We start from the raw sequence: 25,638 nt of genomic DNA on the forward strand, positions 1-25,638 counted from the left end.
GGTTCCGGGGCTGGTGTCGCCCGGTGTCGGAGAGGTCTCAACTCGGGAAAGACTGACGGTCAAAGACGCTTCCGATCTTGCCCAGTTGGTGAGAAGTGGACTATACCTGTCGGCGTCCGGGGCGACCCCGTGTCGCCGTGGCGGAACCGGGGGAACGCCGGGGCCCACCGAGGGAACGAGCCGACGGCTCCGCCCGGGCACCTCCCCGGCGTACACCCAGCGCCTCCAGCACGCCCAGTACGTCCAGCACGCTCAGCACATCCAGCACGCCCAGCTTCCACCGAACCGCGGTGTCGTGCCCTTCGTCGAGCCGACTGCACAGGGGAGACCGCCACACCGCCTGAGTCCTGGAGAAGGCGAGGACTTGAGCATGGGATCCACCTCGGAATTCAGCCGGCGCGACCTCATCAAACGCGCCGCCGCGCTCGGCCTGGTGGCCGTACCGGCGATGAGCGCGCTCAGCGCCTGCGCGTCCGGCGGCGACGACGATGACGCGAAGCCCGACAAGCCGGCCGGCGGTGGCGGTGGCGCCGGCGAGATGAAGCCGCTGAAGGTGAACGCCTCGGCCCCGCTCGACGTGGTCATCTTCGACGGCGGCTTCGGCCAGCAGTACGCCAAGGACGCGGAGGCCGAGTACAAGAAGGCGTACCCGCAGGCCGAGATCAAGCACACCGGCACCCAGGACATCGCCCCGCAGATCCAGCCCCGGTTCAACGGCGGCACCCCGCCCGACCTCATCGACAACTCCGGCGCCAAGCAGATGGACCTGGGCACCCTGGTCGGCCTCAAGCAGCTCACCGACCTCAACGCCCTGCTCGACGCGCCCTCCCTCGACGACCCCAAGAAGAAGGTGCGGGACACCCTCCGCCCGGGCGTCGTCGAGATGGGCCAGTTCGACGGCGACGAAGTGTGGGTCTTCTACTACGCCTACACCGTCTACGGCGTCTGGTACTCGAAGACCAATCTGGAGAAGCTCGACGCCCAGTACCCGGAGACCTGGGACGAGATGCTCAAGCTCTGCGAGAAGGCGAAGAAGAAGGGCATCGCCGGCTGGACGTACGCGGGCCAGCACCCGTACTACATCCCGTTCAGCCTCTACCCGTTCATCGCCAAGATCGGCGGCACCGAGGTGCTGGACCGCATCGACAACCTGGAGCCTGACGCCTGGAAGCACCCGGCCGTCAAGGCCGCCTTCGAGGCGTACTACGAGCTCTACAAGAAGGGCTACATCCTGCGCGGCACCGCGGGTCTCGACCACATCCAGTCGCAGACGGCGTGGAACGAGGGCAAGGCGCTGTTCATCCCGAACGGCTCCTGGGTGGAGAACGAGTCCAAGAAGATGACGCCGAAGGACTTCCGGATGGCGGTCGGCGCGCCGTCCAGCCTGGACAAGAGCGACAAGATGCCGTTCGGGACCCTCTGGGCGTCCGGCGGCGAGCCGTTCATCGTGCCGAAGAACGCCAAGAACGCGCAGGGCGGCATGGAGTTGCTGCGGATCATGCTGGGCAAGAAGTCCACGCAGAACTTCATCAAGGCGGTCTCCTCCCTCACCTCCCTCAACGGCGGCACCGAGGGTCTCACCCTGCCGCCCGGTCTGGCGTCGTCCCAGGAGGCGCTGACCAAGGCCGGCCGGAACGTGGTCAATCCGCGGCTCCAGGACTGGTACGTCTCGCTCCAGAAGGAGAAGATCGGCAAGGCGGCGCTCGGTCTGATGATGGACGGCCGGCTCACCCCGGACGAGGCCATCAAGAAGATCCAGAAGTACACCGACGACACCCGCAAGGACGACTCCGTCAAGAAGTACAAGCACAAGTAGCCCGTCCCGCACCGTCCCGCACCGTCCCGCGCCAAGGCGGCACCCGTCACGGCAGTTCCAAGATCGGGGTCCGAGGTCATGCAGCACGGTAAGTACCGTTTCATCGCCGGGTTCCTGGTGGTCCCGCTGGCGATCTACGGGGTCTTCGTCGTCTCGCCGTTCGTCCAGGCCATCTACTACTCCTTCACCAACTGGACCGGCCTGAGCTCGAAGTTCAAGATGACGGGGCTGAAGAACTACCAACGCCTCTGGGACGACGAGCTGTTCTGGAAGGCCCTGGGGCACAACCTCCTGCTGCTGCTCGTGCTGCCACTGGTGACGCTGGGACTCGGCCTGTTCTTCGCGTTCATGCTCAACGTCGGGGGCCGCCGCCGGAAGAACGCGGCGGTGGCCGGCGTCCGGGGCTCCGGCTTCTACAAGATCGTCTACTTCTTCCCGCAGGTGCTGTCCATCGCGATCGTCGCCCTGCTGTTCAAGTTCGCCTACAACCCCAACAGCGGGGCGATCAACTCCTTCCTGGACGCGATCGGCCTGGGCTCCCTCCACCCCGACTGGCTGGGCGACCCGGACCTGGCGCTGTGGTGCGTGACGGCGGTGATGGTCTGGAGCAACGTCGGCTTCTACGTGGTGCTGTTCTCCGCCGGGATGAGCGCCATCCCCAAGGACTTCTACGAGGCCGCGCTGCTGGACGGCGCCAACCGGGTCCAGACCTTCTTCCGGATCACCCTGCCGCTGCTCTGGGACACCGTCCAGACCGGCTGGGTCTACATGGGGATCATGGCGCTGGACGGCTTCGCGGTCGTCCAGATCATGATGGACGGGCCGGGCCCGGACTACTCCACCGAAGTCCTCACCTACTACCTCTACACCAAGGCGTTCACCGACGGGCAGGCCGGCTACGCGACGGCCCTGGGCGTGGCGCTGCTCATCGTCACCATGGTCTTCGCGGGCATCGTGATGAAGCTCGGGCGGCGCGAACGGCTGGAGTACTGATGCGCCCGCCCGCGGCCCCGGCGCCCGCCCGTTCCGTCCGTCCGCACAACCACCCGGGGGTGGCACCGTGACCGTGCAAGCCGAGCCGTCGGACCGTCCGGACGCCCCCGCGCCGGCCGCCCCGCCGGAGAAACGGGCGCGGGGCGTGGGCGGCGAGCGCGAGGGCGGCGTGCTGAACGTCTTCTCGCACGGCGTCCTCGTCATCTGGGGTCTGATGGTCACCCTGCCGCTGCTCTGGGCGGTGATGAGCGCCTTCAAGACGGACAAGGAGATCTTCTCCTCGCCCTGGTCGCTGCCGAAGAGCCCGGACTTCGGGGCCTGGAGCCGCGCCTGGTCCCAGGCGCACATGAGCGAGTACTTCCTCAACTCGATCGTGGTGGTGGCCGGTTCGCTGTTCGGCACCATGCTGCTGGGCGCGATGGCCGCCTATGTGCTGGCGCGTTTCGACTTCCCCGGCAACCGCTTCGTCTACTACCTGTTCGTGGGCGGGATGAGCTTCCCCGTGATCCTGGCCCTGGTGCCGCTGTTCTTCGTGATGAAGAACATGGCGCTGCTCAACACGTACCACGGGCTGATCCTCGTCTACATCGCCTATTCGCTGCCCTTCACCGTCTTCTTCCTGACCGGTTTCTTCCGGACGCTGCCCACTTCAGTCGCGGAGGCGGCGTTGATCGACGGCGCGTCGCACACCCGGACGTTCTTCCAGGTGATGCTGCCGATGGCCAAGCCCGGCCTGATCAGCGTGGGCATCTTCAACTTCCTCGGGCAGTGGAACCAGTACCTGCTGCCGGCGGTGCTCAACGTCGGCGACGACGACAAGAAGCTGCTTCCCCAGGGCCTGGTGGCGCTGGCGGCCAGCCAGCGGTACAAGGGCGACTGGTCGGGGCTCTTCGCGGGCCTGGTGATCGCGATGCTGCCCGTCCTCGCCGCGTACATCGTCTTCCAGCGCCAGGTGCAGTCCGGGCTGACGGCCGGCGCCCTCAAGTAGCGGCCGGGCTTCGCGAGGGGCCTTCCGCCGGCTTTCGCCACGGGCCTCCGGGCGGGTCGCCACCCGGTCCGCCGACCCGGAGGCCGCCGGCCGGCCCGGCCGCTTCGCCGACGCCTTCTTCCGGCCCCGGAGCCGCTCCCGAGCCGCTCCCGAGCCGCTCCCGAAGCCGTTCCCGAGCCGCCGGAGGGCCCCGGGGAGCCCCCGGAGAGCCCCCGCCCCTCCGCCCCGGCCGCCGCCGGGCGGTGATCCGTACCATGGGAGGGCCCCGCCCGACGCCGTCCCGGTGTTCGGAGCCTTGACGTGTTCCCGGGTGTGCGGCTGAGCTTAGAGTTCATATGTTGTACGGATACCGGGCTCCACTGTCGCAGCCCGGTGGCCGGGGCGGCGGTCGTGCCGTGCCGACGAGGCGGGAGTGGATGGGCGTGGAGACTCCGGGGTCGCAGTCGTCGCTGCACCGGGCCAACCTGGAGCGGGTCGTCCGCGCGGTGCGCAGGTCGGGGGCGCTCACCCAGGCGGAGATCGCCCGGACCACCGGGCTGTCGGCGGCCACCGTCTCCAACATCGTCCGCGAGCTCAAGGACAACGGCACCGTCGAGGTGACCCCCACCTCCTCCGGCGGCCGGAGGGCCCGCAGCGTCTCCCTCTCGGGCGACGCCGGGATCGTCGTCGGCGTCGATTTCGGCCATACCCACCTGCGCGTGGCGATCGGCAACCTGGCCCACCGGGTGCTCGCCGAGGAGGCCGAGCCGCTGGACACGGACGCCTCCGCCACCCAGGGTCTGGAACGGGCCGAGCACCTGGTCAAGACGCTGATCGCGGCCACCGGCATCGACCCCGGGAAGATCATCGGGGTGGGCCTCGGCGTCCCCGGGCCGATCGACGAGTCCGGGGTGCTCGGCTCGACGGCGATCCTGCCCGGCTGGGCCGGCACCAACCCCCGCGACGAGCTCGCCACCCGGCTCGACGTCCCCGTCCACGTCGACAACGACGCCAACCTGGGCGCGCTCGGCGAACTGGTCTGGGGGGCCGGCCGGGGGGCCGCCGACCTCGCGTACATCAAGGTTGCCAGCGGCGTCGGCGCCGGCCTGGTGATCAACGGGCAGATCTACCGGGGCCCCGGCGGCACCGCGGGCGAGATCGGCCACATCACCCTGGACGAGTCCGGGCCCGTCTGCCGCTGCGGCAACCGCGGCTGCCTGGAGACGTTCACCGCCCACCGCTACGTCCTGCCGCTGCTGCACTCGGCCCACGGCCCGGACCTCACCGCGCCGCGCATGGTCCGGCTCGCCCGCGACGGCGACGCCGGCTGCCGCCGGGTGATCGCGGACGTCGGCCGGCACATCGGCAGCGGCGTGGCGAGCCTGTGCAACCTGCTCAACCCCAGCCGGGTGGTGCTCGGCGGCGACCTCGCGGAGGCCGGGGAGCTCGTCCTCGCGCCCATCCGGGAGTCGGTCGGCCGGTACGCGATCCCCAGCGCCGCACGGCAGTTGGAGGTCGTACCGGGCGCGCTAGGCGGCCGGGCCGAGGTGCTGGGCGCGCTCGCCCTCGTCCTCAGCGAGATGGGCGACTCCTCGCTGCTGGACGGATTGCCGGCGGCGGACGCGCCCGGTCGCCACTGACCTCTTTCCGGGCGCCCGGACGGGCCCTTTCCGGGCGCCGCCCGCAACACACCCCTTGAGTTCACGCACATAACGCATGGCATCGTTGCCATCTCGTTAAGGATTAACTTCTTGACGCCCCTTTGCGGTCCGAGTTGACTTCCGGTCACCTCGGCCGCAACGGCGCGGCCATGTCAGGGAGGTATCCGTACGTGAACACGCATCTGCGTCGCGCCGCGGTGGCCGTCGTCGCTCTGTCGACGGCCGTCACCCTCGCCGCCTGCGGCAAGGCCAAACAGGCCGGCGACAACGGGGACAAGAAGGAGAAGAAGGGGTCGCTCACCATCGGGCTGCTCCTTCCGGAGAACCAGACCGCGCGGTACGAGCGTTTCGACAAGCCGCTGCTCGAAAAGAAGATCAAGGAATTGGCGGGCACCAGCGCCACCGTCCTCTACGAGAACGCCAAGCAGGACGCCTCCGTCCAGCAGCAGCAGGTCGACACGATGATCACCAAGCGGGTCGACGCGCTGATCGTCGACGCCGTGGACGCCAAGTCGATAGCGAGCTCGGTGAAGAAGGCGCACGACAAGGGAATTCCCGTCGTCGCCTACGACCGGCTCGCCGAGGGCCCGGTCGACGCCTACACCTCCGTCGACAACGAACGGGTCGGAAAGATCCAGGGCGAGTCGCTGCTCAAGGAACTCGGCGACAACGCCGGCAAAGGCCAGATCGTCATGATGAACGGCTCGGTCACCGACCCCAACGCCAAGATGTACAAGGACGGCGCCCATTCCGTGCTCGACGGAAAGGTGAAGGTCGGCAAGGAGTACGACACCAAGGAGTGGAAGCCGGAGAACGCCAACGAGAACATGAAGGGCGCGATCTCCTCGCTCGGCAAGGAGAACATCGTCGGCGTCTACTCCGCCAACGACGGCATGGCCGGCGGCATCATCACCGCCCTCAAGAGCGCCGGCTTCGGCAAACTGCCCCCGGTCACCGGCCAGGACGCCGAACTCTCCGCCGTCCAGCGGATCCTCGCCGGCGAGCAGTTCATGAGCGTCTACAAGCCGTACGTACCCGAGACGGAGGCCGCGGCCACCATGGCCGTCGCCCTGGCGCAGGGCAAGAAGCTCGACGGCACCGCCAAGACCACCGTCGACAGCGGCAGCGAGAAGAAGATCCCCGCGATCATCGTCGACCCCTTCGCGCTCACCAAGGCCGACATCCCCAAGTACGTCGGCAAGGAGGGCTTCTTCACCCTCCGCGAGATCTGCACCGACAAGTACAAGTCCGCCTGCGACGCCGCCGGCCTCAAGTAGGGCGCGCGCCCGAGGAGCTGATCCACATGTCCGCTGCGCCCGTTCTGGCGTTGCGCGGGATCTCCAAGCGGTTCGGTGCCGTCCAGGCGCTGACCGACGTCGAGCTGGAGATCCGGTCCGGTGAGGTGGTCGCCCTGGTGGGCGACAACGGCGCCGGCAAGTCCACCCTCGTCAAGACCATCGCGGGCGTCGCGCCCGCCGACGACGGCGTCATCGAGTGGGAGGGGCGGCCCGTCAGCATCGACCGGCCGCACACCGCCCAGGAGCTCGGCATCGCCACCGTCTACCAGGACCTCGCCCTCTGCGACAACCTCGACGTCGTCGGCAACCTCTTCCTCGGCCGGGAGATCTCCCGTGCCGGGGTGCTGGACGAGGTCGGGATGGAGCGCCGGGCCCGCGAGCTGCTCGCCGCCCTGTCCATCCGCATCCCCAGCGTCCGGATCCCCGTCGCCGCCCTCTCCGGCGGCCAGCGGCAGACCGTCGCCATCGCCCGCTCGCTGCTGGGCGAGCCCAAGGTCGTCATCCTCGACGAGCCCACCGCCGCGCTCGGCGTGGAGCAGACCGCCCAGGTCCTCGACCTGGTGGAACGGCTCCGCGAACGGGGTCTCGGCGTGATCCTCATCAGCCACAACATGGCCGACGTGCGGGCCGTCGCCGACCGCGTCGCGGTGCTGCGCCTCGGCCGGAACAACGGGGTCTTCGCCGTGCGCACCACCTCTCAGGAAGAGATCGTCTCGGCCATCACCGGCGCCACTGACAACGCTGTCACCCGCCGTGAGGCCCGCATCGCGGAGGACCGGGCATGACCACCGACCTCTCCAAGACCCCCGAGGCCCCCCGGCCCGCCGCCCCGGCTGTCGTCGCCCCCGTCGATCCCCGGCTGCTCGTCCGCGAGGAGGGCTTCGCCGGCTACTGGTCCGAGTTCCTCCGCAAGCTGCGCAGCGGCGAGCTGGGCTCGCTGCCCGTCGTCGTCGGCCTGATCGTCATCTGCCTGGTCTTCCAGCTCCAGGACTCGGCCTTCCTCGGCGCCGAGAACCTCTCCAACCTCTTCATCACCGCCGCGGGCACCGGCCTCATCGCCGTCGGCATCGTCTTCGTCCTCATCCTCGGCGAGATCGACCTCTCCGTCGGCTCGGTCAGCGGCCTGGCGGCGGCCGTCTTCGCGGTCCTCAACGTCAACCACGGCATGCCCGAATGGCTCGCCCTGATCCTGGCGATCCTCACGGGCACGGTCGCCGGGGTACTCCACGGCTTCTTCTTCGCCCGGATCGGTGTCCCCGCGTTCGTCGTCACCCTGGCCGGCCTGCTGGGCTGGAACGGCCTGATGCTGGAGGTCCTGGGCGCCAACGGGACGATCAACCTCGACGACTCCGGGCTGGTCGCCAAGCTCACCAACCACTACTTCGAGGACATCTCCGCCGCCTACGGACTGGCCACCGCCACCGTCCTGGCCTACTTCCTCGTCGCGTGGCGGGACGCCCGCCGGCGGGCCGCCGCCCAGGTGCCCAGCCGGCCGTTCGCCGAGATCGTGCTGCGCACGGCCGCCCTGGCGGTGCCCGCCTACGCGGTGGCCTGGGTCTTCAACCAGTACAAGGGCCTCCCGCTGGCCGTGGTGATCTTCCTGGGCGTCGTCGTCGCCCTCGACCTGGTACTGCGCCGCACCCGCTACGGCCGCAAGGTCTTCGCCGTCGGCGGCGGCGTCGAGGCGGCCCGCCGGGCCGGCATCGACGTGGCGACGGTACGGATCTCGGTCTTCGCGCTCTCCGGGACGATGGCGGCGTTGGGCGGCATGTTCCTGGCCTCCCAGATCAACGCGGCGAACCAGTCGTCGGGGGCGGGCAGCCTGCTGATGAACGCGATCGCGGCGGCGGTGATCGGGGGGACGAGCCTGTTCGGTGGCCGGGGCAAGACGTGGTCCGCGCTGCTTGGTGTGCTGGTGATCCAGTCGATCGCTTCGGGGATGGCGTTGCTGGGGATCGCATCCGCGGTGCAGTACATGATCACGGGTGCGGTGCTGCTGGCTGCGGTCGTGATCGATTCCGTGTCGCGGCGTACGCAGCGGACGGCGGGCCGCGCGTAGGGCGCCTGCGGCGGGCCGGTGCCCCGGTCCCGCCCCTTCGCCGATTCCTGGGGGCTCCGCCCCCAGACCCCCCTTTCGCGGCTTCGCCGCTCGTCCTCAAACGCCGGACGGGCTGAATATTCAGCCCGTCCGGCGTTTGAGGACAACCGCGCGCAGCGCGGTTTCGGGGGTGCGGGGGCTTGCCCCGCGAGAAACGGCGAAAGGGCGGGACCGGGGCACAGCCCGCCGCAGGCGGTGCCACCGGCCGTCCGGGTGACAAACAACCCCTCACCCGTTCACCGCCATGCCAAGCGGAAGATTAGACTCGACCGACCGGCAAAAGCTCGACAGCTTAAGGAGGCACGGGTGGCCCTGCTGACCCGCATCAGGGAACCGCGCGATCTTGACCGGCTGAGCCCCGAGCAGCTCGACCGGCTGGCCGCGGAGATCCGCACCTTCCTCGTCGACGCCGTCTCCAAGACCGGTGGCCACCTCGGCCCCAACCTCGGTGTGGTCGAGCTCACCATCGCGCTGCACCGCGTCTTCGACTCGCCCAAGGACAAGGTCCTCTTCGACACCGGGCACCAGGCGTACGTGCACAAGCTGCTCACCGGCCGCCAGGACTTCTCCCGGCTGCGGGCCAAGGACGGCCTCTCCGGCTACCCCTCGCGGGCCGAGTCGGAGCACGACGTCATCGAGAACAGCCACGCCTCCACCGTGCTCGGCTGGGCCGACGGCCTCGCCAAGGCCAACCAGGTGCTCGGCCGCGACGACCGGCACGTCGTCGCCGTCATCGGCGACGGCGCCCTCACCGGCGGCATGGCCTGGGAGGCGCTCAACAACATCGCCGTCGCCAAGGACCGCCCGCTCGTCATCGTCGTCAACGACAACGAGCGCTCCTACGCCCCCACCATCGGCGGCCTCGCCAACCACCTGGCCACCCTGCGCACCACCGACGGCTACGAGCGCTTCCTCGCCCGCGGCAAGGACCTGCTGGAGCGCACCCCGGTCGTCGGCAAGCCGCTCTACGAGACGCTGCACGGCGCCAAGAAGGGCCTCAAGGACTTCATCGCCCCCCAGGGCATGTTCGAGGACCTCGGCCTGAAGTACGTCGGCCCCATCGACGGCCACGACATCGAGGCCCTGGAGTCCGCCCTCCAGCGCGCCAAGCGCTTCAACGGCCCGGTGATCGTCCACTGCCTCACCGAGAAGGGCCGCGGATACCAGCCCGCCGAGCAGCACGAGGCGGACCGCTTCCACGGCATCGGCGTCATCCACCCCGACACCGGCCTGCCGGTCTCCGCGTCCGGCGCCAGCTGGACGTCCGTCTTCGGCGACGAGATGGTCGCGCTCGGCCGCGAGCGCGAGGACATCGTGGCGATCACCGCCGCGATGATGCAGCCGGTCGGCCTCGGCAAGTTCGCCAAGGAGTTCCCCGACCGCGTCTACGACGTCGGCATCGCCGAGCAGCACGCCGCCACCTCCGCGGCCGGCCTGGCCACCGGCGGCCTGCACCCGGTCTTCGCCGTCTACGCCACCTTCCTCAACCGCGCCTTCGACCAGGTCCTGATGGACGTCGCCCTGCACAAGTGCGGCGTCACCTTCGTCCTGGACCGCGCGGGTGTCACCGGTGACGACGGCGCCTCGCACAACGGCATGTGGGACATGTCGATCCTCCAGGTCGTCCCCGGCCTGCGGATCGCCGCCCCGCGCGACGCCGACCAGGTCCGCGCCCAGCTCCGCGAGGCCGTCGAGGTCGACGACGCCCCCACGGTCGTGCGCTACTCCAAGGGCACGGTCGGACCGGCCGTCGAGGCCGTCGGCCGGGTCGGCGGCATGGACGTGCTGCGCCGCCCCGCGGACGGCACCGACCGGGCCGACGTCCTGATCGTCTCCGTCGGCGCGCTCGCCCCGATGTGCCTGGAGATCGCCGACCTCCTCGACAAGCAGGGCATCTCCTCCACCGTCGTCGACCCGCGCTGGGTCAAGCCGGTCGACGAGGCGCTGCCCGGCCTCGCGCGGGAGCACCGCGTCGTCGTCACCGTCGAGGACAACGGCCGGGTGGGCGGCGTCGGTTCGGCCGTCGCCCAGGCGCTCCGCGACGCCGGTGTCGACCTGCCGCTGCGCGACTTCGGCATCCCGCCGCGCTTCCTCGACCACGCCTCCCGCAAGGAGGTCATGGCCGAGATCGGGCTGACCGCCCCGGACATCGCCCGCCAGGTCACCGGCCTCGTCGCCAAGCTCGACGGGACGTCCGTCGAGGGCGGCGTCACGGAGGCCGCCGAGGCCGCCGTGCTCCCGGGCGCGGACGAGCCGGGCGAGCCCGCCGAGGCCGCTGAGGCTGCCCGCGACTGACGGCGACCGGCCGCGACCGACGCGACCGACGCAGCCGACCGCGACCGACGCGGCTGACCGCGACCGACGCGGCTGACCGCGACCGACGCGGCTGACCGCGACCGGCGCAGCCGACCGCGACCGGCCGCGACCGACACGGCCACCGGACCCCGACGAGGGCCGGTCGGACCATCCTCCCGGGGTGGTCCGGCCGGCCCTCGCCCGTACCCCCGACCGCCCTCCATCGGGTGAATCCGGCGCGGGCAGGCTGTGGCCCCCCGGGCCCGGCGCCGGACATCGCGGACACTCGCTCAGTTCAGGGACGACGCGGGGCGGCGCGAGCCGCGACTGGTGGAGGTGGGCCGATGGCCACGGAGCGACCGACCCGGAACGACCGCGGCAGGAGCGGGGTGTTCCGGACCAAGACGGTGGAGCAGTCCATCCGGGACACCGAGGAACCGGAACACGTCCTCAAGAAGTCCCTCTCCGCCCTCGACCTCACCGTCTTCGGCGTCGGCGTCGTCATCGGCACCGGCATCTTCGTCCTCACCGGCAAGGTCGCCAAGGAGACCGCCGGTCCCTCCGTGGCCCTGTCCTTCGTCCTCGCCGGCATCGTCTGCGCGCTGGCGGCGCTGTGCTACGCCGAGTTCGCCTCCACCGTCCCGGTGGCCGGCTCCGCGTACACCTTCTCGTACGCCTCGCTCGGCGAACTGCCCGCCTGGATCATCGGCTGGGACCTCATCCTGGAGCTGGCGCTGGGCTGCGCCGTCGTCTCCGTCGGCTGGTCCGGCTACATCCGCTCGCTGCTCGACACCGCCGGCTGGCACTTCCCCGCCGCCCTCTCCGGGCCGCACCACGGCGACTTCGGCTTCGACCTCCTCGCCTGCCTGCTGGTGCTGGTGCTCACCGGGATCCTGATCGCCGGGATGAAGCTGTCGTCACGCGTCACCGCCGTGGTGGTGGGCGTGAAGGTGACGGTCGTCCTCCTCGTCATCATCGCCGGATCGTTCTTCGTCAGCGGCGCCAACTACGACCCGTTCATCCCGCCCTCCCAGGGCACCGCCGGCGGCAGCGGCCTGGCCGCCCCCCTCTCCCAGCTCCTCTTCGGCTTCACGCCCTCGCAGTTCGGCGTCATGGGCATCTTCTCCGCCGCCGCGGTCGTCTTCTTCGCCTTCATCGGCTTCGACATCGTCGCCACCGCCGCCGAGGAGACCCACAACCCGCAGCGCGACGTGCCGCGCGGCATCCTCGGCTCGCTCGCCATCTGCACGGTGCTGTACGTGGCCGTGTCCATCGTCGTCACCGGCATGGAGAAGTACACCCGCCTCTCCGTCGACGCGCCGCTCGCCGACGCCTTCAAGGACGCCGGGCAGCCCTTCTGGGCCGGGCTGATCAGCTTCGGCGCGGCCGTCGGTCTCACCGCCGTGTGCATGATCCTGTTGCTCGGGCAGAGCCGGGTGTTCTTCGCGATGAGCCGCGACGGGCTGCTGCCGCGCGTCTTCTCCACCGTGCACCCCCGCTTCGGCACGCCCTACCGCTCCACGCTCCTCCTCGGCGGCATCGTGGCCGTCGTCGCCGGGTTCACCTCCATCGACGTGCTGGCCGAGCTGGTCAACATCGGGACCCTCTTCGCCTTCATCGTCGTCGCCCTCGGCGTCATCCTGCTGCGCCGCGCCCGCCCCGACCTGCCGCGCGCCTTCCGCACCCCCTTCGTACCCGCCGTGCCGGTGCTGTCCGTGCTGGCCTCGCTCTGGCTGATGCTCAATCTGCCGGCGGAGACCTGGCTGCGGTTCGCCGTGTGGATGGCGCTGGGCGTCGTCGTCTACTTCGCGTACGGGAAGCGGCACAGCAGGGTGGCGGCGGAGGCGGCGCGACGGTGAGGGGGCCTTCCGGACTTCCGGAACGGGGCTGCGGGATCCCGCCCCTCCCGCCCCGCCCCGATTCCTCCCCGACGACCCCGTATGTCACCCGCCGCCGGAACAGACCGACCCCTAGGTTGGCCGCATGCCCGCCGTCCAGCCCGTCGCCGTCCCGGCTCCCGCCGCCGTCCCGCGTCCCCGCGCGAGCGCGGAGCCGTCGTCCACGGCCCCCCGGCGCGGGCTGCCGTTCTGGACCGGCCTGCTGCCCGTCCTGACCGCCCTGGCCCTCGCCACCCGGCTGCCGTCCTTCCTCCGCCCGCTGTGGAACCCGGACGAGGGCTTCCTCGCCACACAGGCCCGGATGCTCGCCCAGGGCGCCGTCCTCTACCGCACCGTCGTCGACCGCAAGCCGCCCCTGCTGCCCTGGCTGTACGAGGCGTGCTTCCGCGCCTTCGGCGACGGCTCGCTGCTGCCCGTCAAGGGGCTCGCCGTGGCGGCCCAGCTGCTGACGGCCGTGCTGCTGGCCTCGCTCGCCCGCCGCCGCTGGGGCGCGTGCGCCGGGCGCACGGCCGGGGTGCTCTACCTGCTGGTCTCCATCGGCCTGGAGCCCGAGGACGCGCAGGCCGCCACCTTCGAGGTGTTCGCCGTGCCGTGGACGGCCGCCGCCATGTGGTGCGCCGACCGCGGCCGCTGGGGCCGGGCCGGCCTGGCCACGGCGGCGGCCCTGCTCACCAAGCAGACCGGGGGAGCGGTCCTGGCGCCCGTCCTGCTGCTGCTCTGGACCGCCCGCCCCGGCCCGCCGGACGGACGGGTCCGCCGCGGCACGGCCGCCCTCGCGGCCGGGCTCACCCTGCCCGTCGCCGCCGTCGCCTGGGCGTGCGGCCCGGCCCGGCTGCTGTTCTGGTGCGTGACCGGCTCCGGCACGTACGCCTCCGTGGACGGCACGGTCGGCGCCTCGGCCGCCCGCGCCCTCACCAACGCCGCCGTCCTGAGCACCAGTTGCGCGGGCCTGCTGGCGCCCGTCTGCCTCCTCCTGCTGGCCCGCCGCCGGTTCGCGCCGCCCGACCTGTGGCTGTGGCTGATCGCCTCGGCGGTGGCCGTCACCACCGGCTTCCACTTCTTCGGCCACTACTACCTCCAGCTGATCCCGCCCCTCACCCTGCTGGCCACCGCGGCCCTGCACGCCCTCCCCGAGGCCGCGCGGCGCGTGGCCGCCGGACTGAGCGCCCTGTCCTGCGCCGCCTTCCTGACCGCCGGACTGGTCGTCACCCCGCCCGAACTGCCGCACTCGCTACGGGTCGCGGACGCGGTACGGGCCCGTACCGCCCCCGCCGAACCCGTGCTGATCTGGGGCATGCACCCCGAGCAGTACTGGTTCGCCCGCCGCCCGCCCGCCGGCCGCTTCCTGACGGCCGGACTGCTCACCAACTACAGCGGCGGCCGGGACGCCTCGGCCGTCGGCGAGGCGTACGGCGTACCGGGCGGCTGGCCCGTCCTCCGCCGCGAACTCCGGGCGCGCCCACCGGCCCTGGTCGTGGACGACTCCCGCGGCCGGCCGTACGCGGTCGCCCGGGTGCCCACGCTCCGGGCCTTCCTGCGGCGCGGCTACGCGCGGGTGGGCAGCGTGGAGGGGGCGGTGCTGTACGCGCGGCGGTGAGCCGCCGCCGTCGCACGGCCGCGGCCGGCCGTCAGGGCCGTACCGTCCGCGGCCCCACCGTCTCCGCGCCCAGCGCCGCGACCCGCTCCCGGAGTTCCCGGTCGGCGGTCGCCACCACGCACCGCCGCCCCCGGGCCCGCTCCCCGGCCGCCACCTCGACGATCCGGTCGTCCCCGCTGCCGTCCGCCGCCTCCACCCGCACCCCCGGCACCGGCTCCGTCCCGCGCGCCGCGCCCTCCACCACCAGGACGACGTCCAGCGGGCCGGGCAGCGGCGGGACGACGTCCGGCAGCCCGTCGGACGCGTACCGGACCAGGGCGTCGCGCAGCCGCTCGGTGGCCCCGCGGCGGTCCCGCCACCAGCCGTCGGGCACACTGCCCACGACGTTGGCCGCGTCGACGAGGAGGAGGGGCCCGGGATCGGCCGCTTCGGCTGCTGTCCTACCGGCGTTCATACCGACCAGGCTCGCACGCCGGGTACGAACCGGAATGCGCTCACCTGCGCAATGTTATTGTCGGGGGTCGGAAATCGCCGGTGAAACGGCTCCGCGCGACGCGGAATTGGGGCAGAGAGAGGCTGGCAGCGAGTCATGGCACGGACGGCCACCCCCACGACCGGCTGGCTGCTGCGGGGACAGGACGGCCGGCTCACGGCCTACGCTCCCGCCGCCAACGGCCTGCTGCGCTGGACCGAGACCGCCCCCGGCGGCCCCGGCTGGACGGGCCCCGAGCGGATCACCGTCCCCGGCCTGGAGCCCCACCTCTCGCTCTGCCGCACCCCGCAGGGGTACGTGTACCTGTTCGGCGTCCGCACCCGCGAGACGGACGACGGCCGCACCGAGACGGACGTCGTCTACGCCACGCAGTTCCAGCCGGGCCGCGCCCTGACGCCCTGGCGCTCCATCGGCACCCCCTACGGGCAGGACCAGGAGCGCGCCGCCCGCATCGGCGCCCCCGCCGCGGTCGTGGACAAGAACGGCCCGCAGGTCTTCCTCCGGAACGCGGGCGGCGGCGTCTGCGGCCGGCGCCAGGACGCCAAGGGCGTCTGGGGCGCCTGGACGGACATGAAGGGCAGCAACGTCCTCGACTCCCTCGCCACGACGGTCACCGAGGACGGGCGCGCCGAACTCCTCGCCCCCTGCGACGGCAGCGTCCAGAGCTGGCGGCAGGAGGAGCCCGGCGGGCCGCTGAAGCGGGTCCGCAACATCCCGGCCACACCGCTGGCCGGCTCCGCCGCCTGCCTCGACGCCGGCGAGGGCCGCGTCAGCCACTTCTGGCGGGACGCCGCCGACTCCGCCCTCCGCGTCCACACCCGCGCCGTGGGCGACCCCGAGGACGACGTCACCCCCGTCCCCCTCGGCTCCTCCGACGACGAGGGCACCGGCCCCGTCGCCGCCCTCCGCACCACCATCGACGGCCACGACTGCACGGTCCTCGCCCAGCGCACGGCGTCCGGCCTGCCGGCCGTCGCCGCCTACCCGACGGGCGACGAGAAGGCGGGCGCGTTCTGGTCGAAGACCGGCGAGGCGTGCGTGGGCGCGCCCGCGATGGCCCTCGACGCGCTGGGACGGGTGGTGCTGGCCGCTTTCGCGCCGGACGGCGGGCTGTGCGTCTCGCGGCAGAAGGACGAGGCGGGGCTGGCGCTGGGGCGCTGGGTGCGGGTGTAGTCGCCTGCGGCGGGCGGTGCCCCGGACCCGCCCTTTCGCCGATTCCTGGGGGCTGCGCCCCCAGACCCCCCTTGTCGCGGCTCCGCCGCTCGTCCTCAAGCGCCGGACGGGCTATATCAGCCCGTCCGGCGTTTGAGGACAACCGCGCGGAGCGCGGTTTCAGGGGGTGCGGGGGCTTGCCCCCGCAAGAAACGGAGAAAGGGCGGGACCGGGGCACCCCCAACGCGGCCGGGGGCCGCACGGAAACTGCGTCCGCACGGCCCCCGGCGCAAAACCCCGGCGTGTTACGCCGGCACGCTCGCGACCCCCGGCTCAAGGAACCGCTTGCCGTTGACCCGCTCCGAGATGCCCTCCCGGTCCAGGTACGGCGTCACACCGCCCAGGTGGAAAGGCCACCCGGCGCCGGTGATCAGGCACAGGTCGATGTCCTGAGCCTCCGCCACGACACCCTCGGACAGCATCAGCCCGATCTCCTGGGCGACACCCTCCAGGACGCGCGCCCGCACCTGCTCCTCCGTCAGGACGGTGTCGCCCTGCTTCAGGAGCGCGGCGACCTCGGGGTCCAGCTCCGGCTTGCCGGAGTCGTGGACGTAGAAGCCGCGCTTGCCCGCCTTGACCACGGCGGCCAGGTTGGGGGAGACCTTGAAGCGGTCGGGGAAAGCGCCGGCCAGCGTCTCGGAGACGTGCAGACCGATCGCCGGACCCACCAGCTCCAGCAGCACCAGCGGCGACATCGGCAGACCGAGCGGCTCGACGGCCTTCTCGGCGACGGCGACCGGGGTGCCCTCGTCGATGACGTTCTGGATCTCGCCCATGAAGCGGACCAGGATGCGGTTGACGACGAACGCCGGGGCGTCCTTCACCAGCACCGCGGTCTTCTTCAGCTTCTTGGCCACGGCGAACGCGGTGGCCAGCGCCGCGTCGTCGGTCCGCTCGCCGCGCACGATCTCCAGCAGCGGCAGGACCGCGACCGGGTTGAAGAAGTGGAAGCCGACGACCCGCTCGGGGTGCTTCAGCTTCGACGCCATCTCGCTGACGGACAGCGACGAGGTGTTGGTGGCGAGGATGGCGTGCTCCGGCACGACCGCCTCGACCTCGGCGAACACCTGCTGCTTGACGCCCATCTCCTCGAAGACGGCCTCGATGACGAAGTCCGCGTCGCCGAAGGCGGCGGCCTTGTCGAGGGAGCCCGTCACCGCGGCCTTGAGGCGGTTGGCCTTGTCCTGGTTGATCCGGCCCTTGAGCAGCAGCATGTCGATCTGGTCGTGGACGTACTTCACGCCCTTGTCGACGCGCTCCTGGTCGATGTCGGTCAGCACGACCGGCACCTCGAGGCGGCGGGCGAACAGCAGCGCCAGCTGCGAGGCCATCAGACCGGCGCCGACGACGCCCACCTTGTTGACCGGGCGGGCCAGCGACTTGTCCGGGGCCCCGGCCGGGCGCTTGCCGCGCTTCTGCACCAGGTTGAAGGCGTAGATGCCGCTGCGCAGTTCGTCGCCCATGATGAGGTCGGCCAGCGCCTCGCTCTCGGCCTCGAAGCCCTGCCGCAGGTCGCCGTTCTTCGCCGCGGAGATGATCTCCAGCGCGCGGTAGGCGGCGGGGGCGGCGCCGTGCACCTTGGAGTCGGCGAAGGCCCGGCCGCGTTCGACGGCCGCGTCCCACGCCTCGCCGCGGTCCACCTCGGGGCGGGAGACCTGGAGTTCGCCCTTGAGCACGGCGGCGGTCCAGGCCAGCGACTGCTCGAGGAAGTCCGCGCCCTCGAAGATCGCGTCGGCGATCCCGAGCTCGAAGACCTGCTTGCCCTTGAGCTGCCGGTTCTGGTTGAGCGAGTTCTCGATGATGACGGAGACCGCGCGGTCCGCGCCGATGAGGTTCGGCAGCAGGACGCAGCCGCCCCAGCCGGGCAGCAGCCCGAGGAAGACCTCGGGCAGCGAGAAGGCGGGGATCGCCTTCGACACCGTCCGGTACGAGCAGTGCAGCCCGACCTCGACGCCGCCGCCCATCGCCGCGCCGTTGTAGTACGCGAAGGTGGGCACCGCGAGCGAGGACAGCCGCTTGAAGACGTCGTGCCCGCCCTTGCCGATGGCCAGCGCGTCCTCACGGGTCTTCAGCAGCTCGACGCCCTTGAGGTCGGCGCCGACGGCGAAGATGAACGGCTTGCCGGTGACCCCGACGCCGACGATCTTCCCGGCCTTCGCCTCCGCCTCGACCTGGTCGATCGCCGCGTCCAGGTTGGCCAGCGACTGCGGGCCGAAGGTGGTCGGCTTGGTGTGGTCCAGGCCGTTGTCCAGCGTGATCAGCGCGAACGTGCCGGCACCCAGCGGGAGGTCGAAGTGGCGCACGTGCGCCTGTGTGACGACCTCGCCGGGGAACAGCTCGGCCGCACCCTTCAACAGTTCGGTGGTGGTGCTCACTTGCCCTCCCAGTGGGGGTTCTCCCAGATGACCGTGCCGCCCATGCCGAGACCGACACACATCGAGGTGAGGCCGTAGCGGACGTGCGGCTGCTCCTCGAACTGCCGGGCCAGCTGGGTCATCAGGCGGACGCCGGACGAGGCCAGCGGGTGGCCGAACGCGATCGCGCCGCCGTACTGGTTGACGCGCGGGTCGTCGTCCGCGATGCCGTAGTGGTCCAGGAGCGCGAGCACCTGCACGGCGTAGGCCTCGTTGAGCTCGAACAGGCCGATGTCGTCGATCGTCAGACCGGCCTTGGCGAGGGCCTTCTCGGTCGCCGGGATCGGGCCGTAGCCCATGACCTCGGGCTCGACGCCGACGAAGGCGTACGAGACGAGCCGCATCCGGACCGGCAGGCCCAGCTCGCGCGCCACGTCCTCGGCGGCGATCAGCGAGGCGGTGGCGCCGTCGTTGAGGCCCGAGGCGTTGCCCGGGGTGACCCGGCCGTGCGGGCGGAACGGCGTCTTGAGGTTGGCCAGGCCCTCCATCGTGGTGCCCGGGCGCATCGGCTCGTCGGCCGTGACCAGGCCCCAGCCCAGCTCCCCGCCCTCGGGCGTGGTCCGGCGCACGGAGATCGGCACGAGGTCGGCCTGGATCTTGCCGTCGGCGTACGCCTTGGCGGCCTTCTCCTGGCTGCGGACCGCGTAGGCGTCCGCGCGCTCCTTGGTGAGCTGCGGGTAGCGGTCGTGCAGGTTCTCCGCCGTCATCCCCATGACCAGGGCGGACTCGTCGACCAGCTTCTCCGAGAGGAAGCGCGGGTTGGGGTCGACGCCCTCGCCCATCGGGTGCCGGCCCATGTGCTCGACGCCACCGGCCAGGGCGATGTCGTACGCGCCGAAGGCGACGCCGCCGGCGACGGTCGTCACGGCGGTCATGGCACCGGCGCACATCCGGTCGATGGACATGCCGGGCACGGTCTGCGGCAGGCCCGCGAGCATGCCGGCCGTACGGCCCAGGGTCAGACCCTGGTCGCCGATCTGCGTGGTCGCGGCGATGGCGACCTCGTCGATCTTGGCGGGGTCCAGGTTCGGGTTCCGGCGCAGCAGCTCACGGATGCACTTGATGACGAGGTCGTCGGCGCGGGTCTCGTGGTAGATGCCCTTCGGGCCCGCCTTGCCGAACGGTGTGCGGACGCCGTCGACGAAAACGACGTCCCTAGCGGTACGAGGCACGTTGGCTCTCCTCCAGGTGCGGATCGCTGCGCGCGGGCATGCCGATACGGCTCCGCCGCGGTGCGGGCTGACAACCTCATGCTACTTACGGGTAACCAAGCTGCACAGCCCCTCCGGCGGGAGCGGCGAAGGTCACATCTGATGGGTTGTGCCCCGGTCCCGCCCCTTCGCCGCTTCCTGGGGCTGCGCCCCAGACCCCCTTGTCGCGGCTCCGCCGCTCGTCCTCGAACGCCGGACGGGCTGAACGTGCCTGAGGTGGCACGTTCAGCCCGTCCGGCGTTCGAGGACAACCGCGCGGAGCGCGGTTTCGGGGGCGCGGGGGCTTGCCCCCGCAGGAAATGGTGAAGGGGCGGGACCGGGGCAACCCCCCTCAGGCCGAAGCCTCCCGCAGCGCGCGGACAAGCACCGGCGTCACCTGCTCCACCTGCCAGGGCCGAGCCCCATGCCCGGCGAGGGCAGCCGCGACGGCCTCCGGCGAAAGATCCCGCGGCGGCTCCCAGCAAACCCGCCGCACCGTATCCGGCGTGATCACATTTTCCTGAGGCATCGTCAACCGCTCAGCCAACGCCGACACAGCGGCCCGCGCCGCCGACAAGCGAGCCGCCGCGACGGGATCCTTGTCCGCCCAGGCGCGCGGCGGCGGAGGCCCGGTCAGCGGCTGGCCGGGCTGCGGGAGTTCGGACTCCGGGACGGCCCGCGCCCGGTCCACCGCCGCCTGCCACTGCTCCAGCTGACGGCGGCTCATCCGCGGCCCGAAGCCGGGCAGCGCGGCCAGCGCGTGCGCGTTGGCCGGCATGTTGAGCGCGGCCTCGATGATCGCGCCGTCGCCGAGCACCTTGCCCGGCGAGACGTCGCGCTTCTGCGCGATCTGGTCGCGCGCGGTCCACAGTTCGCGGACGACGGCCATCTGCCGGCGCCGGCGCACCTTGTGCATACCGGAGGTGCGCCGCCAGGGGTCCTTGCGCGGCGGCGCGGGCGGCGCGGCGGCGATGGCGTCGAACTCCTGGCGGGCCCACTCCAGCTTGCCCTGCCGGTCGAGTTCCTTCTCCAGCGCGTTGCGCAGGTCGATCAGCAGCTCCACGTCGAGCGCGGCGTAGCGCAGCCAGGGCTCGGGCAGCGGTCGGGTGGACCAGTCGACGGCCGAGTGGCCCTTCTCCAGGGCGTAGCCGAGGACGTTCTCGACCATGGCGCCGAGTCCCACCCGCGCGAACCCGGCGAGCCGTCCGGCCAGCTCGGTGTCGAACAGCCGGGCCGGTGTCATCCCTATCTCGCGGAGGCAGGGGAGGTCCTGGGTGGCGGCGTGCAGGACCCACTCGGCGTCGCCGATGGCCTCGCCGAGCGACGAGAGGTCGGGGCAGCCGACGGGGTCGATCAGGGCCGAGCCGGCGCCTTCGCGGCGGAGCTGGACGAGGTAGGCGCGCTGCCCGTACCGGTAGCCGGAGGCGCGCTCGGCGTCGACGGCCACGGGCCCGCGGCCCCCGGCGAAGGCGGCGACGACGGCGGCCAGGGCGTCGCGGTCGGCGACGACCGGCGGGATGCCCTCACGTGGTTCCAGCAAAGGGATCGGCGCCGGTTCGACGTCGTCCGGGGGGCCGCCCCCGGTGGTTCGCAGTGGTGGGTCTGCTGCGGTGTCTTGGGCGTCGGTCACCGGTCAAGGGTATCCGGGGATGACGGAAGCCCGCCGACGGAACGTTCCGTCGGCGGGCGCGGGGGGCGGGTGCGGTCAGTGGATGATGCCGGTGCGCAGGGCGACGGCGACCATTCCGGCCCGGTCGCCGGTGCCCAGCTTGCGGGCGATGCGGGCGAGGTGGCTCTTGACGGTGAGTGCCGAGAGGCCCATCGAGACGCCGATGGCCTTGTTCGACTGGCCCTCCGCAACCAGCCGCAGGACCTCGACCTCGCGGCCGGACAGTTCGCGGTAGCCGCCGGGGTGGCCGGGCGCGCCGGGTGGGCGGCGCTGCATCCGCGCGGCCGCCGCGCCGATCGGGGAGAGCCCGGGGCGGCCGGGTACGCCGAGGTTGGTGCGGGTTCCGGTGACGACATAGCCTTTGACGCCGCCCGCGAGGGCGTTGCGCACGGCGCCGATGTCGTCGGCGGCGGAGAGGGCGAGCCCGTTGGGCCAGCCCGCGGCGCGGGTCTCGGACAGCAGGGTGAGGCCGGAGCCGTCGGGGAGGTGGACGTCGGCGACGCAGATGTCGCGCGGGCTGCCGATGCGGGGGCGGGCCTCCGCGATGGACGATGCCTCGATCACGTCCCGCACCCCCAGGGCCCACAGGTGGCGGGTGACGGTGGAGCGGACGCGGGGGTCGGCGACGACGACCATGGCCGTCGGTTTCGTCGGGCGGTAGGCGAGGCTCGCAGGTTGCTCAAGGAGAACGGACACCAGGCCTCCAGAGGGAGTGGCGGGGACGGGTGCCGACTTTTGGGTAAGCCGGGGCGATCCGTACGGGAAGGGTCACAAGTCCCTTCGGCAGACAAACCGCCCGGCTTTAGGGAATGATCACGAATTGATGAGTAACAATTCGGGCAATTCCGGCCTGAGGGTGATCGCCCCGGTGATCACCCCGATGGCCGTGTCGGCGCACGCCGGACCCGGCCCCCGGCGCGGCACCCCCTGTGCGTACCCCCGCCGTCAGCGGCTCTGCGGCCCCCGCCGCTGCGGCAGCGTCACGATCCCGGCCTCCGGCGCTCCGCCCGGCGGCAGCCCCGCGATCTGGCAGAGCAGGTCGCACCAGGCCGACAGGTGCGCCGCCGTGTCCGGGACGGCCCCCTGCCCGCCCGGCTCGATCGGCGACCACGACGCGCGGATCTCGATCTGCGTGGACGGCGGACGCTCCCGCAGGCCCCCGAAGTAGTGCGAGCCGGCCCGCGTCACCGTGCCGCTCGGCGCCGCGTACGGCACCCGGCGCGCCTCCAGCGCCCCGGTCAGCCAGGACCAGCACACCTCCGGCAGCAGCGGGTCCGCCGCCATCTCCTCCTCCAGATCCGCGTGCACCAGCGTGACCAGGCGGAAGGTCCCGCCCCACGCGTCGTGCCCGGCCGGATCGTGCAGCAGGATCAGCCGCCCGTCCGCCAGTTCCTCGTCGTCCACCACGACCGCCGCCTCCAGCGCGTAGGAGAAGGGGGCCAGCCGCTGGGGCGGCGGGGTGGCGTCGAGTTCGATCTCGGGCCGCAGGAGCACGCCCTGCAGCCCGGCGACCGCCTGCCGGAAGACGGACGGGGAACCCTCCCCACCCACGTCGTCCGGACCGTCCTCGTGGTGTCCGTGCGCCGCAGCCATGCCCGGAAGACTAGGCGGAACGACCGCCGGTTCCGGGTAGGGACACCCACATGCGCGGGTCACTCGTTCGGCCCGTGCGAAGATTTGGGGCATGAGTGAGATGGGCGAGCAGCAGACGGGCCGCGGCGCGGCATACGATTCGGCGTTCCTGCGGGCGTGCCGGCGCGAGCCCGTGCCGCACACGCCGGTGTGGTTCATGCGGCAGGCGGGCCGCTCGCTCCCCGAGTACCGCAAGGTCCGCGAGGGCATCCCCATGCTGGAGTCCTGCATGCGGCCCGAGCTGGTCACCGAGATCACCCTCCAGCCGGTGCGCCGGCACAACGTGGACGCCGCGATCTTCTACAGCGACATCGTGGTGCCGCTGAAAGCCATCGGCATCGACCTCGACATCAAGCCCGGCGTCGGCCCGGTCGTCGAGCGGCCCATCCGCACCCGCGCCGACCTGGAGCAACTGCGTCCGCTGGACGCCGGCGACGTCTCGTACGTGACCGAGGCCGTCCGGATGCTCACCGCCGAGCTGGGCGCCACCCCGCTCATCGGCTTCGCCGGCGCGCCCTTCACCCTGGCCAGCTACCTGGTCGAGGGCGGCCCCTCGCGCAACCACGAGCACACCAAGGCCCTGATGTACGGCGACCCGGAGCTCTGGGCCGACCTGCTGGACCGGCTCGCGGACATCGCCGCGGCCTTCCTCGAGATCCAGATCGAGGCGGGTGCCTCCGCGGTGCAGCTCTTCGACTCCTGGGTCGGCGCCCTGGCCCCGGCCGACTACCGCCGGCACGTGATGCCGGCCTCCGCCAAGGTCTTCGACGCCGTCGCCGGCTACGGCGTGCCGCGCATCCACTTCGGCGCGGGGACGGGCGAACTGCTCGGGCTCATGGGCGAGGCGGGCGCGGACGTCGTGGGCGCCGACTGGCGGGTGCCGCTGGACGAGGCCGCCCGGCGCGTCGGCCCCGGCAAGGCGATCCAGGGCAACCTGGACCCGGCCGTGCTGTTCGCCCCGCGCGAGGCCGTGGAGGCCAAGGCGGCCGACGTCCTGGAGGCCGCCCGCGGCCTGGAGGGGCACGTCTTCAACCTCGGCCACGGCGTCCTGCCCACCACGGACCCGGCCGCGCTGACCCGCCTGGTGGAGTTCGTGCACGAGCGGACGGCGCGCTAGCGGGCGGCCGGCAGGTTTCACACCGTCAGGAAGACCGTCTCCCCCGGGCCCCGGAGCCGTACGTCGAAGCGGTACGCGCGGTGCCCGCCCGGCTCGGGGACGGCCAGCAGGGTGCCCCGCCGTTCCTCCGGGACCGCCGCGAGCAGCGGGTCGTCCGCGGGGGAGGCGAGGTACGCCCGGGTGAACAGGTGCCGCTGCAGCCCCCGTACGTGCAGGCACACCGCCAGATACGGGACCCCGCCCGGCGGCAGGGTGCGGAGCGCGTAGTGCCCGTCGCCACGCGTCGCCACGCGGGCGAAACCGGTGAACGTCACCCCGTCCCGGCGCAGACTGCCCGGCGCGCCCGCGCGGGAGCCGTCCGGGGCCGGCTGCCAGAACTCCAGCAGCGCCTCGGGCACCGGCGCGCCGTCCCCGTCGAGGACGTACCCGTGCAGGGTGACCGCCTCCGGGTGCCCGGCGGGCGCGAGGTCGCCGCCGCCGGGGTACGGCAGGGCGGCGCCGAAGTACGGGCCGACCGTCTGCGGCGGTGTGCCGGACGCCATCAGCGGCTCCCCTCCGTCCAGGTCGCGGCCGGGCCGTCCAGCACGACGTCCCAGCGGTAGCCCAGGGCGTGGCCCGGGACGTTCAGCGCGGGGTCGTAGGCGCCGATCAGGCGGTCGAGGGCGGCGGGTTCGGGGACCGCGCGGGCGATGGAGTCGTGGGCGAGCAGCGGGTCGCCCGGGAAGTACATCTGGGTCACCAGCCGCTGGGCGAAGGCCGTGCCGAACAGCGAGAAGTGCAGGTGTGCCGGGCGCCAGACGGCCGACCGGCCGTCGAGCGGGTACGCGCCGGGCCTGATGGTGACGAAGCGGTAGCGGCCCTCGCCGTCGGTGAGGCAGCGGCCCGCGCCCGTGAAGTTCGGGTCCAGCGGGGCGGGGTGGCGGTCGTCCGGGTGCGCGTACCGGCCCGCCGCGTTGGCCTGCCACAGTTCGACGAGCTGGCCGCGCACGGGCCGGCCGCGCCGGTCCGTGACGCGCCCGGCGACCGTGATCCGCTCGCCGATCGGCTCGCCCGGGTGGCGGCGCGTCAGATCGGCGTCGCCGGGGTCCACGTCGGCGGGGCCGAAGACCGGGCCGGTGAGTTCGACCGCGTCGGGATCGCATAACAGGGACAGCGGGGGCTGCTGCGGTCTGCGCTGCGGTATGCCCTGGTACGGGGGCGGTGGCGGGAGGGCGTCGAGGGGCGTCATGGGCTGTGGCTACCCAGCGGCGGAGCCGGGTTACCCAGGGGGCGGCCACCGGCTGCCGGG

At 72.2% G+C, this 25,638-nt stretch carries 20 protein-coding genes; 12 read left to right on the forward strand and 8 right to left on the reverse strand.

The features are described 5' to 3' along the window. The first annotated feature begins 370 nt into the window (after positions 1-370). The 10 genes from ngcE (at position 371) to J7W19_RS24960 (ending at position 14,623) form a co-directional block, all read left to right on the forward strand. Positions 371-1,816 carry an N-acetylglucosamine/diacetylchitobiose ABC transporter substrate-binding protein gene (gene ngcE / locus J7W19_RS24915; protein WP_004947310.1) on the forward strand — a complete coding sequence of 482 codons (1,446 nt, stop codon included), beginning with the start codon at positions 371-373 and terminating at the stop codon, positions 1,814-1,816. Positions 1,817-1,894: 78 nt separating this feature from the next. Beyond that, a complete protein-coding gene (locus tag J7W19_RS24920) occupies positions 1,895-2,809 on the forward strand; it encodes a carbohydrate ABC transporter permease (RefSeq protein ID WP_004947307.1) in 915 nt (304 codons plus the stop codon). Between the two features lie 67 nt (positions 2,810-2,876). Further along, positions 2,877-3,797: a carbohydrate ABC transporter permease gene (locus J7W19_RS24925; protein ID WP_004947303.1), complete on the forward strand. Its 921-nt coding sequence runs from the start codon at positions 2,877-2,879 to the stop codon at positions 3,795-3,797. Between the two features lie 422 nt (positions 3,798-4,219). Next, positions 4,220-5,416 (forward strand): ROK family transcriptional regulator, encoded by a 1,197-nt coding sequence (locus J7W19_RS24930; protein ID WP_325176109.1) that lies wholly within the window; start codon positions 4,220-4,222, stop codon positions 5,414-5,416. A 191-nt stretch (positions 5,417-5,607) separates the two neighbouring features. Next, entirely contained in the window at positions 5,608-6,714 is a 1,107-nt protein-coding gene (locus tag J7W19_RS24935) for a substrate-binding domain-containing protein (protein ID WP_004947296.1), read from the forward strand. Between the two features lie 17 nt (positions 6,715-6,731). Then, positions 6,732-7,520 carry an ATP-binding cassette domain-containing protein gene (locus J7W19_RS24940; protein ID WP_078588089.1) on the forward strand — a complete coding sequence of 263 codons (789 nt, stop codon included), beginning with the start codon at positions 6,732-6,734 and terminating at the stop codon, positions 7,518-7,520. After that, complete coding sequence (locus J7W19_RS24945; protein WP_004947291.1) at positions 7,517-8,794, forward strand: sugar ABC transporter permease; 1,278 nt, start codon at positions 7,517-7,519, stop codon at positions 8,792-8,794. Before J7W19_RS24940 ends, J7W19_RS24945 begins: the two co-directional genes overlap by 4 nt. Before the next feature lie 345 nt (positions 8,795-9,139). Beyond that, positions 9,140-11,128 (forward strand): 1-deoxy-D-xylulose-5-phosphate synthase, encoded by a 1,989-nt coding sequence (dxs, locus tag J7W19_RS24950; RefSeq protein WP_004943726.1) that lies wholly within the window; start codon positions 9,140-9,142, stop codon positions 11,126-11,128. 344 nt (positions 11,129-11,472) lie between these two features. Continuing rightward, positions 11,473-12,987: an amino acid permease gene (locus J7W19_RS24955; RefSeq protein ID WP_004943729.1), complete on the forward strand. Its 1,515-nt coding sequence runs from the start codon at positions 11,473-11,475 to the stop codon at positions 12,985-12,987. Positions 12,988-13,111: 124 nt separating this feature from the next. Beyond that, entirely contained in the window at positions 13,112-14,623 is a 1,512-nt protein-coding gene (locus J7W19_RS24960; RefSeq protein ID WP_004943732.1) for an ArnT family glycosyltransferase, read from the forward strand. A gap of 31 nt (positions 14,624-14,654) precedes the next feature. On the opposite strand, the gene J7W19_RS24965 is transcribed toward J7W19_RS24960, so the two are convergent. Then, entirely contained in the window at positions 14,655-15,077 is a 423-nt protein-coding gene (locus J7W19_RS24965) for a PIN domain-containing protein (RefSeq protein ID WP_004943734.1), read from the reverse strand. A 135-nt stretch (positions 15,078-15,212) separates the two neighbouring features. On the opposite strand from J7W19_RS24965, the gene J7W19_RS24970 reads away from it, so the two are divergent. Next, positions 15,213-16,289, forward strand: a complete 1,077-nt coding sequence (locus J7W19_RS24970; RefSeq protein WP_004943737.1) for a PLL family lectin — start codon at positions 15,213-15,215, stop codon at positions 16,287-16,289. 284 nt (positions 16,290-16,573) lie between these two features. Here the strand turns inward: J7W19_RS24970 and J7W19_RS24975 are convergent, their stop codons facing one another. The 5 genes from J7W19_RS24975 to J7W19_RS24995 form a co-directional block, all read right to left on the reverse strand. Next, positions 16,574-18,703, reverse strand: a complete 2,130-nt coding sequence (locus tag J7W19_RS24975; RefSeq protein WP_004943740.1) for a 3-hydroxyacyl-CoA dehydrogenase NAD-binding domain-containing protein — start codon at positions 18,701-18,703, stop codon at positions 16,574-16,576. Beyond that, positions 18,700-19,914, reverse strand: a complete 1,215-nt coding sequence (locus J7W19_RS24980) for a thiolase family protein (RefSeq protein ID WP_004943743.1) — start codon at positions 19,912-19,914, stop codon at positions 18,700-18,702. The genes J7W19_RS24975 and J7W19_RS24980 overlap by 4 nt, the downstream gene beginning before the upstream one ends. A 370-nt stretch (positions 19,915-20,284) precedes the next feature. Then, a complete protein-coding gene (locus tag J7W19_RS24985; RefSeq protein WP_078588168.1) occupies positions 20,285-21,562 on the reverse strand; it encodes a ribonuclease D in 1,278 nt (425 codons plus the stop codon). A 75-nt stretch (positions 21,563-21,637) separates the two neighbouring features. Further along, positions 21,638-22,297, reverse strand: a complete 660-nt coding sequence (locus J7W19_RS24990; protein ID WP_040891381.1) for a response regulator transcription factor — start codon at positions 22,295-22,297, stop codon at positions 21,638-21,640. Between the two features lie 249 nt (positions 22,298-22,546). Next, positions 22,547-23,194 (reverse strand): DUF3000 domain-containing protein, encoded by a 648-nt coding sequence (locus tag J7W19_RS24995; protein ID WP_040891379.1) that lies wholly within the window; start codon positions 23,192-23,194, stop codon positions 22,547-22,549. Between the two features lie 100 nt (positions 23,195-23,294). On the opposite strand from J7W19_RS24995, the gene hemE reads away from it, so the two are divergent. Beyond that, positions 23,295-24,350, forward strand: coding sequence for a uroporphyrinogen decarboxylase (hemE, locus tag J7W19_RS25000; protein ID WP_004950074.1), 1,056 nt, complete (start codon positions 23,295-23,297; stop codon positions 24,348-24,350). Between the two features lie 17 nt (positions 24,351-24,367). Here the strand turns inward: hemE and pcaG are convergent, their stop codons facing one another. Beyond that, complete coding sequence (pcaG, locus tag J7W19_RS25005; RefSeq protein WP_004950072.1) at positions 24,368-24,892, reverse strand: protocatechuate 3,4-dioxygenase subunit alpha; 525 nt, start codon at positions 24,890-24,892, stop codon at positions 24,368-24,370. Then, positions 24,892-25,578, reverse strand: coding sequence for a protocatechuate 3,4-dioxygenase subunit beta (gene pcaH, locus J7W19_RS25010; RefSeq protein WP_004950069.1), 687 nt, complete (start codon positions 25,576-25,578; stop codon positions 24,892-24,894). Before pcaH ends, pcaG begins: the two co-directional genes overlap by 1 nt. Positions 25,579-25,638: the final 60 nt, after the last annotated feature.

Source organism: Streptomyces mobaraensis NBRC 13819 = DSM 40847, assembly GCF_017916255.1.
In the GTDB taxonomy this organism is placed as follows: Bacteria; Actinomycetota; Actinomycetes; order Streptomycetales; family Streptomycetaceae; genus Streptomyces; species Streptomyces mobaraensis.